General features: G+C 72.5%; 13 protein-coding genes. 12 read left to right on the top strand and 1 reads right to left on the bottom strand.

Annotated elements, in window-relative coordinates; genetic code table 11:
* Positions 1 to 187: 187 nt before the first annotated feature.
* The 7 genes from ACFWEJ_RS17135 (at position 188) to ACFWEJ_RS17105 (ending at position 10,147) form a co-directional block, all read left to right on the top strand.
* A complete protein-coding gene (locus tag ACFWEJ_RS17135; protein ID WP_377230415.1) occupies positions 188 to 2,353 on the top strand; it encodes a PhoX family protein in 2,166 nt (721 codons plus the stop codon).
* Between the two features lie 151 nt (positions 2,354 to 2,504).
* Positions 2,505 to 3,533, top strand: a complete 1,029-nt coding sequence (locus tag ACFWEJ_RS17130) for a hypothetical protein (RefSeq protein WP_377230414.1) — start codon at positions 2,505 to 2,507, stop codon at positions 3,531 to 3,533.
* A complete protein-coding gene (locus ACFWEJ_RS17125; protein ID WP_377230413.1) occupies positions 3,530 to 5,110 on the top strand; it encodes a CoF synthetase in 1,581 nt (526 codons plus the stop codon). The genes ACFWEJ_RS17130 and ACFWEJ_RS17125 overlap by 4 nt, the downstream gene beginning before the upstream one ends.
* A gap of 178 nt (positions 5,111 to 5,288) precedes the next feature.
* Positions 5,289 to 6,455, top strand: a complete 1,167-nt coding sequence (locus tag ACFWEJ_RS17120) for a cysteine desulfurase family protein (RefSeq protein ID WP_377230416.1) — start codon at positions 5,289 to 5,291, stop codon at positions 6,453 to 6,455.
* The gene (gene mnmA, locus ACFWEJ_RS17115) at positions 6,452 to 7,663 is read left to right on the top strand and encodes a tRNA 2-thiouridine(34) synthase MnmA (protein ID WP_377230412.1); all 1,212 of its coding nucleotides are present in this window, start codon (positions 6,452 to 6,454) and stop codon (positions 7,661 to 7,663) included. Before ACFWEJ_RS17120 ends, mnmA begins: the two co-directional genes overlap by 4 nt.
* A gap of 144 nt (positions 7,664 to 7,807) precedes the next feature.
* Positions 7,808 to 8,845, top strand: a complete 1,038-nt coding sequence (locus ACFWEJ_RS17110) for a hypothetical protein (protein ID WP_377230411.1) — start codon at positions 7,808 to 7,810, stop codon at positions 8,843 to 8,845.
* A 270-nt stretch (positions 8,846 to 9,115) separates the two neighbouring features.
* On the top strand, positions 9,116 to 10,147 hold the full coding sequence (locus ACFWEJ_RS17105) for a hypothetical protein (protein WP_377230410.1): 1,032 nt from the start codon (positions 9,116 to 9,118) through the stop codon (positions 10,145 to 10,147).
* An 87-nt stretch (positions 10,148 to 10,234) separates the two neighbouring features.
* Here the strand turns inward: ACFWEJ_RS17105 and ACFWEJ_RS17100 are convergent, their stop codons facing one another.
* Positions 10,235 to 12,400 carry a prolyl oligopeptidase family protein gene (locus ACFWEJ_RS17100; protein ID WP_377230409.1) on the bottom strand — a complete coding sequence of 722 codons (2,166 nt, stop codon included), beginning with the start codon at positions 12,398 to 12,400 and terminating at the stop codon, positions 10,235 to 10,237.
* A 324-nt stretch (positions 12,401 to 12,724) separates the two neighbouring features.
* Here ACFWEJ_RS17100 and ACFWEJ_RS17095 point away from each other — a divergent pair, with 324 nt between their 5' ends.
* The 5 genes from ACFWEJ_RS17095 to ACFWEJ_RS17075 all read left to right on the top strand — a co-directional run bounded on the left by ACFWEJ_RS17095 (position 12,725) and on the right by ACFWEJ_RS17075 (position 17,105).
* Complete coding sequence (locus ACFWEJ_RS17095) at positions 12,725 to 14,401, top strand: ATP-binding protein (RefSeq protein ID WP_377230408.1); 1,677 nt, start codon at positions 12,725 to 12,727, stop codon at positions 14,399 to 14,401.
* Positions 14,398 to 14,811 (top strand): roadblock/LC7 domain-containing protein, encoded by a 414-nt coding sequence (locus tag ACFWEJ_RS17090; RefSeq protein WP_377230407.1) that lies wholly within the window; start codon positions 14,398 to 14,400, stop codon positions 14,809 to 14,811. The genes ACFWEJ_RS17095 and ACFWEJ_RS17090 overlap by 4 nt, the downstream gene beginning before the upstream one ends.
* A gap of 110 nt (positions 14,812 to 14,921) precedes the next feature.
* On the top strand, positions 14,922 to 15,275 hold the full coding sequence (locus ACFWEJ_RS17085) for a DUF742 domain-containing protein (protein WP_377230406.1): 354 nt from the start codon (positions 14,922 to 14,924) through the stop codon (positions 15,273 to 15,275).
* 61 nt (positions 15,276 to 15,336) lie between these two features.
* Positions 15,337 to 15,867 (top strand): ATP/GTP-binding protein, encoded by a 531-nt coding sequence (locus ACFWEJ_RS17080; RefSeq protein WP_285107765.1) that lies wholly within the window; start codon positions 15,337 to 15,339, stop codon positions 15,865 to 15,867.
* Positions 15,868 to 15,914: 47 nt separating this feature from the next.
* Positions 15,915 to 17,105 carry a cytochrome P450 gene (locus ACFWEJ_RS17075; RefSeq protein ID WP_377230405.1) on the top strand — a complete coding sequence of 397 codons (1,191 nt, stop codon included), beginning with the start codon at positions 15,915 to 15,917 and terminating at the stop codon, positions 17,103 to 17,105.
* Positions 17,106 to 17,181 lie beyond the last annotated feature (76 nt).

Below are 17,181 nucleotides of genomic sequence, written 5' to 3'. Positions count from 1 at the left end.
CATCGAGACCGGTCCAGCGTGGGACCGGTCTCGATGCAGGCGACCGAACTCGGCACGGCCCCGGGGAGGACCCACCTGCTGGACACGTCCCGTTCACCTGGGCGTACCGGACCTTTCGTGGGGCAGACATCGCCTCCTCCTAGGTTGACGAGCGTCCTACCCCCCTTTTCGGACCGGAGAGCCTCCGATGACGATCGCCCCTGAGAACCGCCCGCTGCTGACGGTGCACACGCATGCGCGTGGCAAGCGCAGCCCCGTCACCTGTCGCCTCAAGTGCAATGACGCGTGCCTTCACCCCGCGCCGAACGAGAGCGCCAACGAGTACTTCAAGGACGTCGTGAGCTCGGTGCTGTCGCGCCGCGCGATGCTCGGCACGCTGGCCGTCGCGGCCGGCGCCGTGGTGATCGGCGCGCAGGGCACGACCGCGCCGTCGGCGGCCGCCGCTACGCTGCCCGAGGGCCGTTTCCCCGGGACCGGCCACGGCCAGGGTCTCGCCTTCGGCGCCGTCGACCCGCAGCCCGTCGACGTCGACGCGCTGGTGGTCCCCGAGGGCTACACCTGGGACCCGATCATCCGCTGGGGCGACCCGATCCTGCCGGGCGGCCGCACCTTCGACCCGAACAACCAGTCGCCGGAGCAGCAGGCCAAGCAGTTCGGCTACAACTGCGACTACCTCGACATCCTGCCGATCACGCCCGGCGAGAAGCACCGCGGGACGCGCGGCATCCTGGTCTCCAACCTGGAGTACACCAACGCCGAGATCATGTTCCCGCCCACGGAGAAGTACTGGGACGTCGCCGCGGACGGCAGCCGCACCAAGAACGCGTACTCCCGCGCGATCGAGCGGGCGGCGCACGGCATGGCCGTCGTCGAGGTGCGCCGCCGCGCCACGGGCAAGCCGTGGGACTACCAGCGCATCAGCGTGCTGAACCGCCGCATCCACCTGGGCACCGAGTTCGTGCTCGACGGCCCGGCCGCCGGCTCGGACCTGCTCAAGACCGCCGCGGACCGCACCGGCCGGCGCGTGCTGGGCACCATGAACAACTGCGCCGGCGGCACCACGCCGTGGGGCACCGTCCTGTCGGGCGAGGAGAACTTCAACGGCTACTTCGTGGCCGCCGGGGTCAACCCGACCGCCGACGCCCGCTACGGCATCGGTGCCTCCACCAGCTACGGCTGGGAGGCCGACGAGCCGCGCTTCGCGCAGTCCGCGGGCTACGAGAACGAGTCCAACCGCTTCGGCTGGATCGTCGAGCTCGACCCGTACGACCCGACCGCCAAGCCGGTCAAGCACACCGCGATGGGCCGCTTCAAGCACGAGGGCGCCAACGTCACGCTGTCGAGCAAGGGCCACGCCGTCGCGTACATGGGCGACGACCAGGCGTTCGACTACGTCTACAAGTTCGTCTCCAAGGACCGCGTGGCGAAGGGCGACTCCCGCGGGGCGCGCGCCCACAACAAGACGCTCCTGTCCGAGGGCGACCTGTTCGTCGCGAAGTTCACCGGCGACTCGCCGGCCGCCCAGATCGACGGCTCGGGCGCGGTCCCGGCCGACGGCGCGTTCGACGGCACCGGCGAGTGGCTCCCGCTCGTGAAGGACGGCCGCAGCAAGGTTCCGGGCATGTCGGTCGAGGAGGTGCTGATCTACACGCGCCTCGCGGCGGACAAGGTCGGCGCCACCAAGATGGACCGCCCCGAGGACGTCGAGATCAGCCCCGTCACGGGCCGCATCTACGTGGCGTGCACCAACAACTCGGGCCGCACCCCGGGCAACGCGACCGAGGGCGCCACGGAGGCCAACCCGCGCACCCACAAGGTCGTCGGCGGTGTGACCACCAACGGCAACCGCGACGGCCACGTGGTCGAGATCATCCCGTCGGGCGACCAGACCTCCACGCGGTTCACGTGGAACCTGCTGCTCGTGGCCGGCGACCCCGCCGTCGAGGGCACGTACTTCTCGGGCTACCCGAAGGACCGGGTCTCGCCCATCTCGTGCCCCGACAACCTCGCGTTCGACGCCGAGGGCAACCTCTGGATCTCGACGGACGGCCAGCCCAGCTCGTCGGCGATCGCCCGGTGCGACGGCCTGTTCAAGGTGCCGGTCGCGGGCCGCGAGCGCGGCCACGTCCAGCAGTTCCTCTCGGTGCCCGCGGGCGCGGAGACCTGCGGGCCGCTGGTCGACTCCCGCGACGGCATGGTCTACGTGAACGTCCAGCACCCGGGCGAGAACGGCTCGTTCGAGGCGCCGGACTCGTACTTCCCGGACTACGTCGCGGCGGGCGCCACCGTCGAGACCGGCGACTTCCGCGGCCCGCGCCCCACGGTGGTCCAGGTCTACCGCGACCGCCACTGACCCGACCCACTGACCCGACCCGTTGAGTGCGGGGTATTTGCGCTTCCAGCCCGTCCGGGAGCGCAAATACCCCGCACTCAACATTTGTGGGCGGGTAACGGTTCGACATCTTGCCGGTCGGTATGTGCCCTGGTCGCGCTAGGTTGCGGTCGTGTCGTACACCGAGCCGTGGCTGAGCATCGTCGAGGACGCCCGCAACTACCCGTCCCCCCACAACTCGCAGCCCATCAAGCTGCGGCCCGTGGACGAGGCCACCGCCGAGCTGTACTACGACCTCGACCTCGGGCTGCCCGCCGAGTCGTTCGGCATCCCGTTCGGGCACGTCTGCGCCGGCGTCTTCCTGGAGTCGCTCCGCACGGTCGCCGAGGGGCTCGGGTACGGGGTCGAGGAGAGCCTCGACCACGGCGACATGGACTTCGGCGGCACCGACCGCCTGCACCACCTGGGCACGCTGCGGCTGGTCCTGCGCCCCGTGTCCGACGCCGCCCGCGCCCGGCTCGCGCGGTTCCGGTCCCGCCAGACGTCGCGCCGTCCGTACGACGCCCGGCTCGTGCCCGACGACGTCGTGGCCGCCGCGACCGCCGTCGCCGGCGAGGCCGGGCACACGTTCCGTACCACCGCCGAGCCGGGCACGGTGCGCCGGCTGGTGCACATCAACCAGGCCACGCTGTTCTCCGACCTGCGCAACGACGCCGTCTACGAGGAGATCATGACCTGGCTGCGCTTCAGCAAGGACGACGCCCGTACCCGGGCCGACGGCCTGAGCGCCGAGGCCATGCTGATGCCCGGCGGTCTGCTGAAGTTCGCCATGGGCCACCGCGGCCTGTGGGACGCGCCGGTCGTCGGCGGGGCGATCCGCGCGATGTACCTGAACACCATGCGCGGGGTGCGGCAGCTCGGCTGGCTGGAGGGCCCGTTCGCGCGGCCGGCCGACCACGTCGAGGCGGGCCGCACCTTCATGCGCCTCTGGCTGGAGCTCACCGCCCACGGCGTGCGCCTGCACCCGTTCGGCACGGTGATCACCAACCCCGGCTCGCACGAGGCCTTCGCCCGGGAGGTGGCCGCCGACGAGGGCGGCGACCGCATGGCCTGGATGCTGTTCCGGTTCGGGTACAGCAAGACCCCGCCGGTGGCGCACCGCCGTCCGGCCACCTCGATGCTGATCGGAGCGACCGCATGAGGCGCCTGCTCGCCTTCTCCCTCGTCGGCCTGGTGGACGCCGTCGTGCGCCCCCTGACGTACAGCGTGCACACGCACAAGCTGCTGCTCGGGCCGGGCATCGAGCCGCTGCGCTGGTGGCTCGGCCGGCTGCGCGCCTGGCGCACCTTCGACCTCGCGGCGCGCGAGGTGCCCGCCTACCGCGCGTTCCTCGCCGAGCACGGCCGCGACAGCCGGCTGCGCCACACGGGCTCGCTGGCCGAGACGTTCCGGGGGATCCCGGAGATGGACAAGGAGTCCTACGTCAAGCGGTGGAGCATCCCCGAGCGCTGCATCGGGGGAGCGCTGCCGCGGCGCGGCGTCGTCGTCGACGAGTCCTCCGGGAGCTCCGGGACGCCCACGAGCTGGGTACGCGGCCACGAGGAGCGCGCGGCCACCCGCCAGCTCCTCCAGGTCGGCTTCGCGCGGACGGCGTCGTCCCTGCGCAAGAAGCCGTTCGTGCTCAACGCGTTCTCGCTCGGGGCGTGGGCCACCGGGATGAACGTCACGGCCTCGCTCACCGAGGTCACGATGATCAAGTCCTGCGGGCCCGACAAGGACAAGATCATCGCCACGATGCAGGAGTTCGGGACCGACTACACGTACATCATCACGAGCTACCCGCCGTTCCTGAAGTCCCTGTTCGAGGACGACCGGCTGGACTGGACGCAGTACGACATCGTCGCGGCGTTCGGCGGCGAGGGCATCAGCGAGAACATGCGCTCGCACATCCTGAAGTACGCCCACAGCGTCTTCGGCTCCTACGGGGCCAGCGACCTGGAGATCAACCTCAGCATCGAGACCGACTTCACGGTCGCCCTGCGCCGGGCCATCAGCGCGGACCCGCGCCTGTCCGAGCGGCTGACGCGGACCGGCGAGTACGGCGTGCTGCCGATGATCTTCCAGTTCAACCCGTTCGACTACCTGCTGGAGACCAACGACGACGGCGAGCTCGTCGTCACCATCGCCCGCGACCGGAACATCAACCCCCGCGTGCGCTACAACATCCACGACCGCGGCCACGTGACGCGCGTGCGCGACGTCCTGCCGGTGCTCAAGGAGCTCGGCCACCACGAGGTCGTGGCCGAGAAGTTCCTCGACCTGCCGCTGCTGTTCCACTACGGGCGCTCCGACCTGTCCGTCGACTACAACGGCGCCGTCATCGGGCCGGACGCGCTGCGCGACGTGGTGCACAGCGACCCCGAGCTGCTGGAGGCGGTCGAGAACCACCGCCTGATCAGCTACGAGGACGACCGCGGCGACCGGCAGCTCCACATCGCGCTCCAGCTCGGCGCGACCGCGACCGAGGCGGGCACCCTGGACCAGGACCGGCTTCGCGTCTTCGTCGTCGACGAGCTGCGGCGCCGCAACGGGGACTTCAACAACGGCGTCCGCACCGCGCCGGACGGCACGCTGCCCACCATCGCGTTCTACGCCCACCGCACCGGACCGTTCGCCACGGACAGCGGCAAGCTCAAGAACGAGTACGTCTGGCAGCTCCCCGCGGGCGCCCTGGACCGGTGGGAGACGGACCTGACCCACGTGTTCCCCCGGGAGTGAGCATCGCGCGGCTCACACCCCGGGAAGCGTTCCCGGCCCGGATGCGTTCGTAGACTTGATGATCGTGACCACTCCGCCCCCTGGCCCGGTGCGCACGCCCCTGACGGCGAGCGGCGCCCACGGCGAGCCCACCCGCGAGCCCGACGGGGCGTACCTCGACCACGCCGCGACCACGCCGATGTCGGCCGCGGCGCTCGCGGCGTACGTCGCGGAGGCGCAGCGCACGGGCAACGCGTCGTCCCTGCACTCGGCGGGCCGCACGTCGCGGCGCGCCGTCGAGGAAGCGCGGGAGACGCTGGCGAAGGCCCTGGGCGCGCGGCCCAGCGAGGTCATCTTCACGTCGGGCGGCACCGAGTCGGACAACCTGGCGATCAAGGGCATCTTCTGGGGGCGCCGGGCGCAGGACACGCGCCGCACCCGCGTGCTCGTCTCCGCCGTCGAGCACCACGCGGTGCTCGACCCCGCGTTCTGGCTGGCGGGCCACGCGGGCGCGGAGATCGTGCTGCTGCCCGTCGACGCCGAGGGCCGGCTCGACCTGGACGCCCTGCGCGCCGAGCTCGCCGCCCACGCCGCCGAGACGGCGCTGATCAGCGTCATGTGGGCCAACAACGAGGTGGGCACCCTCCAGCCGGTCCGCGACGTGGTGCGCGCCGCGCGCCCCTACGGCATCCCCGTGCACACCGACGCCGTGCAGGCGGTCGGCCAGTCCCCGGTGGACTTCGCGGAGTCCGGCGTGGACGCCATGACCGTCTCCGCCCACAAGCTGGGCGGCCCCGTCGGCGTGGGCGCGCTGCTCGCCCGCCGGGACCTCGCGCTCGACGCCGTGCTGCACGGCGGCGGCCAGGAGCGCGGCGTGCGCTCGGGCACGCTCGACGCCGCCTCGATCGCGGCCTTCGGGGTCGCCGCGCGCCACGCCGTCGAGTGCCTGCCCCAGCGGGCCGCGCGCCTGCGCGCGCTGCGCGACGCGCTCGTCGCCCGGGTGAGCGTCGCCGCGCCGTCCGCGGTGCTGCGCGGCCCGGACCCGGCGTCGGGCGACCGGCTTCCCGGGAACGCGCACTTCACGTTCCCCGGCGCCGAGGGCGACTCGCTGCTCTACCTGCTGGACTCCGCGGGCGTGCAGGCGTCCACCGGCTCGGCCTGCCAGGCGGGCGTGCCGCAGCCGTCGCACGTGCTGCTCGCGATGGGCGTGCCCGAGGCCGAGGCCCGCGGTGCCCTGCGCTTCACGCTCGGGGCGACGTCCACCGAGTCCGACGTCGACCGCCTCGTGGCCGCGCTGCCGCAGGTCGTCGCCCGGGCGCAGGCCGCCGGCCTGGTGTCGGGCCGCGCGCTGGGCGGTGCGTCGTGAGGGTGCTGGCCGCCATGTCGGGCGGCGTGGACTCCGCGGTCGCGGCCGCGCTCGCCGTCGAGGCGGGGCACGACGTCGTGGGCGTGCACATGGCGCTGTCCCGCAACCGCGACCAGTTCCGCACGGGCTCGCGTGGCTGCTGCTCCATCGAGGACGCCGGTGATGCCCGCCGGGCCGCCGACGTGCTCGGCATCCCGTACTACGTGTGGGACCTGTCCGAGCGGTTCGAGGACACGGTCGTGGCCGACTTCCTGTCGGAGTACGAGGCCGGCCGCACCCCCAACCCGTGCGTGCGCTGCAACGAGCACATCAAGTTCGAGGCCCTGCTCGACAAGGCGACGGCCCTCGGGTTCGACGCCGTCGCGACGGGCCACTACGCGCAGATCGTCACCCGGGAGGTCGCGGCGTCGGGCACGGAGGCGGACGGCGGCGCGCGCACCGTGCGCGAGCTGCACCGCTCGCCGAACGATGCCAAGGACCAGTCCTACGTGCTGGCCGTCGCCGGCCCGGAGCGGCTGGCGCGGGCGATGTTCCCGCTGGGCGGGTTCGCGTCCAAGGACGAGGTGCGGGCCGAAGCCGCGCGCCGCGGCCTGTCGGTCTCCGCGAAGCCCGACTCCTACGACATCTGCTTCGTGGCCGACGGCGACACCCGCGGCTTCCTCCAGTCCCGCCTGGGGTCGCGCCCGGGCGAGGTGGTGGACGTCGACGGCGCGGTGGTGGGCGAGCACGACGGCGCCTACGCGTTCACGGTGGGCCAGCGGCGCGGGCTGGCCCTCGGCCGCCCAGCCGCGGACGGGAAGGCGCGGTACGTCGTGGACGTGCAGCCCGCGACGAACACCGTGGTCGTGGGGCCGGCGGAGCTGCTGAGCGTGGACCGGATCGCGGGGGAGAAGGCCCTGTGGTTCGACGGCGTGCTGGAGCACGAGCCGGACGGGTGGTTCGACGCCGAGGTGCAGGTGCGCGCGCACGGGGCGCCGGTCCCGGCGCGGGTGCGCGCGGTCGAGGGCGGGGCGGGCACGTTTGGTCCGGACGGCTCCGGCCCGGACGTGTCCGGCACGGACGGCTCCGGGCCGGCGCTGGAGGTCGAGCTGACCGGCACGCCCCTGCGCGGGGTCGCGGCCGGCCAGTCGGTCGTGGTCTACCGCGGCACACGAGTGCTGGGTCAGGCGACCGTCTCGCGCGCCTGGCGGGCTGCCGCCGCTCGATAGCAGGCGGGCCGTCGTCCGGGAGGTACCCGGCACGGCGTCTCGTCCGGGAGAATCGGCACCACGGCGGACGGCGGCGCGGCGACGCGCCCCGGCCGCGGCCCGGCGTCGGACGACGCGGGGACCACCCCTGAACGAGGAGAGCCGATGACTGCGGTGAGCGGGCACGGGCCCTGGCCCGGCGGCGAGCGCGACGTGCTCGAGGCGCAGCTGACGGCGCTGGGCGAGCTCGCGGAGCTCCCGACCGGCGTCGACGCGGTGCCGTTCCTGACGCAGCTCACGCAGCGCGGCCCGGGCGCGGACCCGCTGGGGCACACGGCGTCGCTCCTGACCGAGATGCCCGTCGAGCTCGGCCCGCACGGCTGGAAGCTCACGGAGCGCCCCGGCGCGGACGCGCGGCGTGCGGAGGGGTTCTGGCGCGAGGACCTCGGCGCGCTCGCCATCGCGGCGCACGGCTACACCGGAGCGTTCACGGTCGAGGTGCTGGGGCCGTGGACGCTGGCGGCCCAGCTCTGGTCGGCCCGCGGGGACCGCGTCCTGGCGGACACCGGGGCCCGCGCCGACCTGGCGCTCGGGCTCGCCGACGGTCTGCGCACGCTGGTGTCCGACATCGTGTCCCAGGTGCCCGGCGCCGAGGTGACGGTGCAGCTCGCGGAACCGCTGCTCGGCCAGGTGCACGCGGGCGTGCTGCCGACGTTCTCCGGGTTCTCGCGCCTGCGGGCCGTGGCGGGGCCCGAGATCGTGGGCGGGCTGGAGCCGGTGCTCGCGGCGGTGCGCGACGTCGGCGCCCGCTCCGTGGTGCACCTCGGCAGCACCTGGGTGGGGGTGCCGCCGGTCGTGCTCGCCGGGGCGGACGCGCTGGGGCTCGACCTGGCCGACGTCGGCCCGGGCGGCTGGAACGAGAAGGCCTGGGAGCTGATCGCGCGCGCCGTCGAGCGGGGCACCGGGTTGTGGGCGGGGCTGCCGCCCGCGCAGGTCTCGCAGTGCGCGGGTCCGGCGCTCGGCGAGCTCGCCGACATGGTCGGGGTGCCGTGGCGGCGTATCGGTCTGCCCGCCGCGCAGCTCGCCGACGTCACGCTGCTGGCCGCCCCGCGCCGGCAGCTCGGCTCGACGGACGCGCACCGCACGGAGCTGGCCAACCTGGGCCGCGTCGCGGAGGCCCTGGCAGAAAAAGCCGAGGCCTGACCGCCCCACCACCACCCCGCTGACCAGCTCTCCGCCGACCACCCGACTGACTCGCCCCGCCAATTCGCCGAGTCAGCCATCTGGTCGGACCACCCACCTGACTCGCCAACGGGCGGATGCCGAGTCAGTCGGTTGGTCCGACCAGCTGGCTGACTCGGCGAGGTGAGGATGCCGAGTCAGCTGGGTGGTTTGTGGCCGATGTCGTCGGGTTATCCACAGGTTGATCATTGGTGATCATCATTGCTGGCGAAAGACCGCAATGATGAGTCGGTGAAGCTGTCTGCTGAACTCACCCAGTCCCTGGAGCGCATCGCCCGCTGGCAGCGAGCCCAGCGCGACGGGACCGACCCGACCTCACGCCTGTTCTCGGCGGACCGTGCGGAGGCCCCGGCCGTTCCCGAGGCGCTGCCCTTCCGGCGCGAGGAGCGCAGGGTGCTGGCCGAGGACGCCCGGGCGGGCCGGATCGAACGACTGCGGCGCGGCGTCTACCTGCCTCCGCACGTCCCGACCGGACGTACCGCTCCTGATCGCGAGACCACGGCGCTGCGCCGGGTCCGCGGGGTGGTCGAGGCCTCGGACACGAACCTGTGCTTCAGCCACACGACGGCGGCCCTGCTGCACGGGTGCTGGCTCTTCGACGTCCCCGACACGGTGCACGTCACCTACGCCGGCAAACCGCACATCGCCCGAGCGAAGGCCGATGACGTGCGCAAGCACTGGAAGAAGCTGGACCAGCGCCACCGGACCGTCGTCGGGCAGGTCCCCGTGACGACGCTCGAGCGGACCGTCACCGACTGCGCCCGCTTCCTGCGCTTCGAGAGCGGGCTGGTGCTGGCGACGTCCGCGTTCCGCCGCGGAGCCGACCCGGCCATGGTCGGCGAGCTCCTCCGCACGTCGGTCGGCGCGCGGGGCATCGTGACGGCGCGGGCGGTCGTCGAGGCCGTCGACCCCGGGTGCGGATCGCCCGGCGAGGTGCTGGTCCACCAGGCGGCCCGGCGGCTCCGCCCCCAGGGGTTGGCGACACAGATCCCCGTGCCGACGCGGCGTGGCGTCTGCTGGGTGGACTCCGGATGGACCGATCTCAAGATCGGCTTCGAGTTCAACGGGGCGGTGAAGTACTCCGGCGGGGAGTTCGGCGACCCGGAGGTCCGGAGGAGCGAGCAGTCGGCGCGCACCCAGGCGCTCGCGGAGGCCGGATGGTGGATGGTCGACCTCGCGTGGCCGGACGCGATCGACCCGGAGGCCCTCGACGTCACTCTCCGCCGGTCGCTGGTCGACGGCCGACGTCGACACATCCCGTAACCAGCCCACTGACTCGCCATGCTCGATCTGCCGAGTCAGCCGGGTGGTCCGACCAACCCGCTGACTCGGCGAACGCTGACGGGGGAGTCAGTCGGACAGGCGGTTCCACAGGAACGTCCAGTGCGTCGCCGCCATGTACGCCGCCTGCGCGTTGTCGGCCGCGCCGCCGTGGCCGCCCTCGATGTTCTCGTAGTACGTCACGTCCTTGCCCGCGGCCAGCATGAGCGCCGCCATCTTGCGGGCGTGGCCCGGGTGCACGCGGTCGTCCTTGGTCGACGTGGTGAACAGCACCGGCGGGTACTCCCGCGCCGCGTCGAACAGGTGGTACGGAGAGAACGTCCGCACGAACTCCCAGTCGGCGGTGTCCGGGTCGCCGTACTCGGCCATCCACGACGCGCCCGCCAGCAGGTGCGAGTACCGCTTCATGTCCAGCAGCGGCACGCCCACGATGATCGCGCCGAACAGCTCCGGGTACTGCGTGAGCATGTTGCCCGCCAGCAGCCCGCCGTTGGAGCGGCCCTCCATCCCGAGACGCTCGGGCGAGGTGATGCCGCGTGCCACCAGGTCGCGCGCCACGGCCGCGAAGTCCTCGTAGGCCCGGTGCCGGTTCGCCTTCAGCGCGGCCTGGTGCCAGGCCGGGCCGTACTCGCCGCCGCCGCGGATGTTCGCCACGGCGTACACACCGCCGCGGTCCAGCCACGCCCGTCCGATCGTGCCCGAGTACCCGGGCAGGATCGCGTGCTCGAACCCGCCGTAGCCCCACAGCAGCGTCGGGGCCGGACCGGCCTCGCCCGAGACCAGGTCCGCCCGGCCGACGACGAAGTACGGGACGCGCGTGCCGTCGTCCGACACCGTGAACTCCTGGCGCACCTCCAGGCCCGCCGCCTCGAAGTACGACGGCGCCGACTTGAGCACCTCCGGCGCGTCCTGCGCCGCGCCCACGGTGGTCAGGCCCAACGTCGACGGCGTCAGGTACCCCGTGGTGACCACCCAGACGTCGTCGGAGTCGACGACGTCCACCGCGCCGACGCCCACCGTGAGCAGCTCGCCGCCCACCGGGAGGTCGGAGCGCACCCACGCGGCGCCCGCGGGCGAGCCGCCGTCGGCCAGATCGGGCGGCGTCAGCACGTGCACCAGGTTCTTCACGTCGTCGAGCACGTTGACCACGAGGTGGTGGCGCGTCCAGGTGGTCCCGGCGAGCGACGTCGTCGGCGTCGGCTCGAACAGGACCGTCAGGTCGCGGGACCCCGCCATGAAGTCGTCGAACGGGGCGGCGAGCAGCGAGCCGGCGCGGTACGTCGTGCCGGACGGCGTCCAGTCGTCGCGCAGCCGCACCAGCATCCACTCGCGGTGCAGGCCGACGTTCGCCGAGTCCGGGACGTCGATCTTCGTGAGGGTCTGCTCGTCCGTGCCGACGCCGGTGGCCAGGTACGTCTCGTTGGCGTAGAAGCGCAGCGCGCGGTGCACCAGGTCGCGCTCGAAGCCCGGGGTGTGCGAGCGGGACGCGCTGATGTACATGTCCTGCTCGGTGCCCTCGTACACGAGGGTCGCCTCCGCCAGCGGGGTGCCGCGCGTCCACCGCTTCACCTGCCGCGGGTAGCCCGACGGCGTCATCGTTCCGGCCCCGAAGTCCGTGAACACGTAGACCGTGTCCGCGTCGACCCAGGACAGCCCGCCCTTGGCCTCGGCGCGGACGAACCCGCCGTCCTCGGGCGCCACGAACTGCTTGGTCACCAGGTCGAACTCGCGCGTCACGTCGGAGTCGGAGCCGCCGGGCGACAGGTCGACGAGCGCGTGCCGGCGGGGCTCGCCCGCGGCGAGCTGCTCCGGCGTCGGGCGCAGCACGCTCGCGCCGTGCCAGACCCAGCTCTCGCCCTCCTGCTCGCCGAGCGCGTCGAGATCGAGCACCGTCTCCCACTCGGGGTGGTCGGTGCGGTAGGAGTCGAGCGTGGTGCGGCGCCACAGGCCGCGCTGGTGCTCGGCGTCCTGCCAGAAGTTGTAGTAGTGCTCGCCCACCTTCGAGACGTGCGGGATCTTGTCGTCCGAGTCGAGGACCTCGCGGACCTGGCCCTCGACAGCCGTGAAGAGGTCGCCGCCGAGCACTGCGGCGCTGTGCGCGTTGCGCTCGCGGACCCAGTCCAGGGCGGTCTCGCCCTCGACGTCCTCGAGCCACGCGAACGGGTCGGTCGCGGGGTCCAGGGGAGTGTCGGGGAGAGCGGTTCGGGGGTCGGTCTGGGTGTGCTCGGCGCTCATGACGAGCACCCTACGCGGCCGGTCGCGGGCGTCGTCGGCGGAGAGCCCGCTTGCCGTACGCCAGAAGCGAATGCGCCCGTTTTTTGCTGGTTTGGGGGGTTACCCGGCCATGGGCTCTCCCCATTCCTCACTGGCACATATTTTCGCAGTTCGCACCACGGCCGTGCCCTTCCACGTGTGGGACGCCCTGTGGTAGAAACTGCACTCCAGGGGGTTGTTCGCCCTCTTCAGCCGAGTTCGACGTCCAGGTCGCGGTATCCGCCCTGTCCGGACCACCCGAACTCTGACGACACAACTACTAGGGGGATCGGCTCGGTGAGCTCGATGTCTTCTTCTCCTCCGCCCAGCAGGCTGCGCCAGGTCGCGCCCTGGGTGTGCGTCGCCGGTGTGCTCGCCTACGTCCTCGTGGCACCCGTCCTGTTCACCGCCACCGGGGCCAGCTCCACGTGGCCCGCCTGGCTCGTCGGCGTCGCTGCCGTCGGGCTCGCCGTGGCGGCAGCGCTGATCGCCGCGCGGTCCTCCCGTGACGACCTCGCCTCCCACGAGGACCTGCTCCTCGCCTACCGCCGGGCCGAGGAGCGCGCCGACGCGGCTTCCGCGGCCCTCGACGCCCTGGCGAAGGAGCAGCTCCCCGCGTTCCTCGACAGCGAGCCCGCCCCGCCCCTGCCGCACCTGCCGGGCGACGCCCGGGCCCAGGCGCGCCTGGACGAGGCGGCCGGCATGCTGGCCCGCGTCCAGGAGGAGCGGGTGGCCCGCCGCGACGCGGTCCAGGTCGCCGTGGTGGCCCTGAGCCGCAAGGTCCAGGCCGCCGCGCACCGCATCCAGGAGGAGGCGGCGCGCATGGTGCAGCGCCACCCCACCGACGCGGACATCCTGCAGACCTCCATGCGCGTCGACCACGCGGCGGCCCAGCAGGCCCGCCAGGCCCAGAGCCTCGCGGCCCTGTGCGGCGAGTGGCCGGGCCAGCAGTGGAGCGAGCCGCTCCCGCTGCCCGACGTCGTCAAGGGCGCCGCCAGCCGCATCACCGCGTTCCACCGGGTCGAGGTGTCGGGCGACCCCGGCGTCGCCGTCTCGGCGCGCATCGTGGAGCCGCTCATCCACCTCGTGGCCGAGCTGCTGTCCAACGCCACGCAGTCCTCGCCGCCCACCACGCAGGTCCTCGTCGCCCTGCGCCAGGTGCAGCGCGGCGCGGTCGTCGAGATCGACGACTGCGGTGTGGGCCTCGACCTCAAGCAGCTCGAGCAGGCGCGCGACATCGCCTCCGGCAAGCGCGAGATCAGCATCACCGAGCTGGGCGAGATCCCGCAGACGGGCCTCGCGGTGGTCGGTACCTACGCCCGCCGCCACGGCTTCCGCGTGGACGTCACCGAGTCCGTCTACGGCGGTCTCCGCGCGATCGTCATGATCCCGGCCGAGCTCACCGAGGCCGTGGTGCCGTCGGGCATGCTGACGCCCGCCGCCACGCTGCCGAGCGCCAACGTCCCGTCCACCGGCGTCGCGGCGCTCGCGTCGAGCCGAGCCGCCACCGCCGTCGTGGAGGCACCGCTCCCGCGCGAGCTGCCCACGGCGAAGCCCGCCGAGGACGACGAGTGGCCAGCCCCTGCGGCGCCCGACGCCGCGACCGTGCTACCCGTCGAGCCGCTGAGCGTGCCCGGCGACGTGGTCGAGGACGAGGAGGAGACGCCCGTGGCCGGTGCTCACGTGAAGGCCCCCGGTGAGCTTCCCCTACGCCCTGGGCGAGCCCGCCCTGAGGATGACGAGTTCCCTGAGCCGGCTGCGCTCCCGCAGCGGCGGTCACGCCGTGGAGAGGCTGACGTGCCCACCGACCGGGCCGAGCCCAGGCCGGAGCCTCGTACCGAGGACACCGGTCCCGCCCAGACGGCCGAGGAGGCCGGTGAGTGGATGGGCGCCTTCTTCAGCTCCAGCGAGGCGCGGTTCGGGGACTCACCAGACAGCAGCGAACCGCCGGCTGGCGCCGGCGGAACTTCGGAGGACCGATGACTACGCAGGCCGACGGCATGACGAGCACCGACGGCAACAGCTGGATGCTCGAGCTCATCAGTGGTGTACGGGGGGTCAAGCATGTAGTCGTGCTCACCTCGGACGGGCTGATGAAGGTTCGGACCGACCAGACCCCGCTCGACGTGGCCGACAAGGTCTCGGCGGCTTGCGCCGGACTGGCGGCGCTGGGGATCGGAATGAGCCGGGAGTTCGGGAACAGCGACACGATCCGCCAGGTGATGGTGGAGTTCGACGGCGGCTTCCTGTTCGTCCGGGGGGCCGGCGACGGCTCCCGCCTGGCGGTCATCACGGACACGGTGATCGACCCGGCGCTGATTGCCCAGCAGATGCAGGCCCAGGTGCTCATGATCGGGGAGCGCACGCTGGGCACGGACCGGATCAACAGCTGATCCCGCCTCCGGCGTCGTCATGGAAAGCAGTACCCGGGCCCCTCGGGGCCCGGCAGTTTCAGGCACCACCAGCTCGACCGATACCTGACCGACCAACAGGGGGCGAGGGGATGGACTCCGAGGAGTACCGCGATCACCCGGTGCGCTCGTACGTGCTCACCTCGGGACGTGCACACCCGTCGCGCAACACGCTGCGACCGGAGACGCTCGTCCGCGCCGTCGAGAGCCGGCCCGTGCTCTCGACGGCGGGCCGGCTGGAGCGTGAGCTGGTGCAGCTGTGCCACGGCACGCTCGCGCTGGCCGAGGTGGCGGCGTACCTGCAGCTACCGGTAAGTCTCGTGGCGGTCATGGTCTCGGACCTGGTCGACACGGGAAACCTGACTATTCGTTCCAACCATCAAGCGCACGTCCTGCCCGGCAAGGACATCCTGGAGAAGATTCTCGATGGACTCCGCAAGCTCTGACCGCACCGTGCCCGGACAGCACCTTGCACCGACTGTCGCGCGGTCGGTCAAGATCCTTGTCGTGGGTGCCTTCGGGGTGGGCAAGACGACGCTGATCGGTGCGGTCAGCGAGATCGAGCCGCTGCGTACCGAGGAACGCATCACGACGGCGAGCGTGGGCATCGACCCGGGGCAGCCGAACAAGGAGACGACGACGGTCGCGATGGACTTCGGTCGCATCACCGTGACCGAGGACATCGCGCTCTACCTGTTCGGCACCCCGGGCCAGCGCCGCTTCTGGGACCTGTGGTCCGGTCTGGCGGACGGCGCCGTCGGCGCGCTCGTCATGATCGACACCCGGCACCTCGAGGACAGCTTCGAGGTGCTGGACCAGCTGGAGCTGCGCACCAAGATCCCGTTCGCGGTGGTCGTCAACCAGTTCCCGGACTCGCCGGACTACCCGCTGGAGCGGGTCCGCGCGGCGCTGGACCTGCTGCCGGAGACGCCCATCGTCGAGTGCGACGCGCGGGACCGGCAGTCGGCCGTGCTGACCCTGATCACCCTGGTCGAGCACGCGATGACCTTCCCGGTCTTCCAGAAGGTCAACGCGTGACGTTGGCCAACAGACTGCATCGGCGGTTGGAAGACATTCCGGACCGGATGCAGCTGTCGGACATCACGACCGCGCGCGACCCGCACAAGCTCTACGAGCGGCTGCGGGACGAATGGGGCCCGGTGGCGCCCATGGACCTGGAGCCGGGGGTGCCCGCCTGGCTCGTCCTCGGGTACGACGAGGCGAGCAGCGTGATGCGCAACGAGCTGCTGTTCTCGCGCAACTCGCGCAACTGGCGGTACGTCCAGGAGCGTTCCCTGCCCGCTGACTCGGGCGTGTTCGCGGCGCTGGCGCCCCGCGAGAACGCGTACTTCCTGGACGGGATGCAGCAGCGCCGGCTGCGCGCCCCGCTCGACGACGCGCTCGGCGGCGTCGACGAGAAGCGCCTGGCCCGCACGGTCGCGGTGACGTGCGAGGCGATCATCGACCGCCTCATGCCGCGTGGCGAGGCGGACCTGGTGAAGGACTACGCGGTGGCGGTCCCCGTCATGGTCATGACCGAGATGTTCGGCATGAGCCTGTCCGACGGGAACAAGATGCACGAGCTCACCGAGGCCCTGTACGCGGGCAAGGAGAAGGCCCGTGCGGCGGCGATGGAGCAGGAGTCGCTGCTCGCGGTGCTCGTGGCGACCCACCGCGCCGAGCCCGGCGAGGACCTGACCACGGCCCTGGTGAACCACCCCAACCACGCGAACGACGTCGAGGTCATGGCCTCGATCGGCGTGATGTTCAGCCTGGGGCACGACGCCGAGATCGCCTGGATCGCGAGCACCCTGCACATGATCTTGACCGACCCGGCGTTCGCGGCCCGCGTGCGTCGTGGCCGGCTCGACCTCGACGACGCGCTGGACGAGGTCTCGCGGCGTCATCCGCCGGCGCCGCACGTGCTGCCCCGCTTCGCGCGGCAGGACTGCGAGCTGGGCGGACGCCGGATCGCGCTCGGCGACGCCCTCGTCCCCGCGGTGGCTGCGGCGAACGCCGACCGGGCCATCCGCACGGACGACCCGTGGGAGGAGCTGGGCAGCCGGTTCCACCTCACGTGGGGCGCGGGCGCGCACTCCTGCCCGGCCCACCGCATCGGCCCGCTCATCGGCCGCATCGCCGTGGACACCCTGCTGCGCCGCATCCTCGACATGGAGCTGACGGTGGCGTACGACTCGATCCAGATGTCGGTCTCGCCGTGGTCGCGCTACCCGCGCAGGCTGCCGGTGCGGTTCACGTCACCCATGACCGTCTGAGACGACCGTCTGACGGCGCCGTACGCGGCGTCGGACACCGTCTGACACACCGCGGGCCCGGCCGGATCTCCCGGCC

It is taken from the genome of Promicromonospora sp. NPDC060204 (genome assembly GCF_042728455.1).
In the GTDB taxonomy this organism is placed as follows: domain Bacteria; phylum Actinomycetota; class Actinomycetes; order Actinomycetales; family Cellulomonadaceae; genus Promicromonospora.
This window is presented reverse-complemented; position numbering and strand designations above follow the sequence as displayed.

Coding starts and splice junctions, on each gene's coding strand:
- ACFWEJ_RS17125 (WP_377230413.1), top strand. CDS start 3,530: ATGAGGCGCCTGCTCGCCTTCTCCCTCGTCGGCCTGGTGGACGCCGTC.
- ACFWEJ_RS17110 (WP_377230411.1), top strand. CDS start 7,808: ATGACTGCGGTGAGCGGGCACGGGCCCTGGCCCGGCGGCGAGCGCGAC.
- ACFWEJ_RS17090 (WP_377230407.1), top strand. CDS start 14,398: ATGACTACGCAGGCCGACGGCATGACGAGCACCGACGGCAACAGCTGG.
- ACFWEJ_RS17100 (WP_377230409.1), bottom strand. CDS start 12,400: ATGAGCGCCGAGCACACCCAGACCGACCCCCGAACCGCTCTCCCCGAC.
- ACFWEJ_RS17085 (WP_377230406.1), top strand. CDS start 14,922: ATGGACTCCGAGGAGTACCGCGATCACCCGGTGCGCTCGTACGTGCTC.
- ACFWEJ_RS17095 (WP_377230408.1), top strand. CDS start 12,725: ATGTCTTCTTCTCCTCCGCCCAGCAGGCTGCGCCAGGTCGCGCCCTGG.
- ACFWEJ_RS17075 (WP_377230405.1), top strand. CDS start 15,915: ATGCAGCTGTCGGACATCACGACCGCGCGCGACCCGCACAAGCTCTAC.
- ACFWEJ_RS17135 (WP_377230415.1), top strand. CDS start 188: ATGACGATCGCCCCTGAGAACCGCCCGCTGCTGACGGTGCACACGCAT.
- ACFWEJ_RS17120 (WP_377230416.1), top strand. CDS start 5,289: ATGTCGGCCGCGGCGCTCGCGGCGTACGTCGCGGAGGCGCAGCGCACG.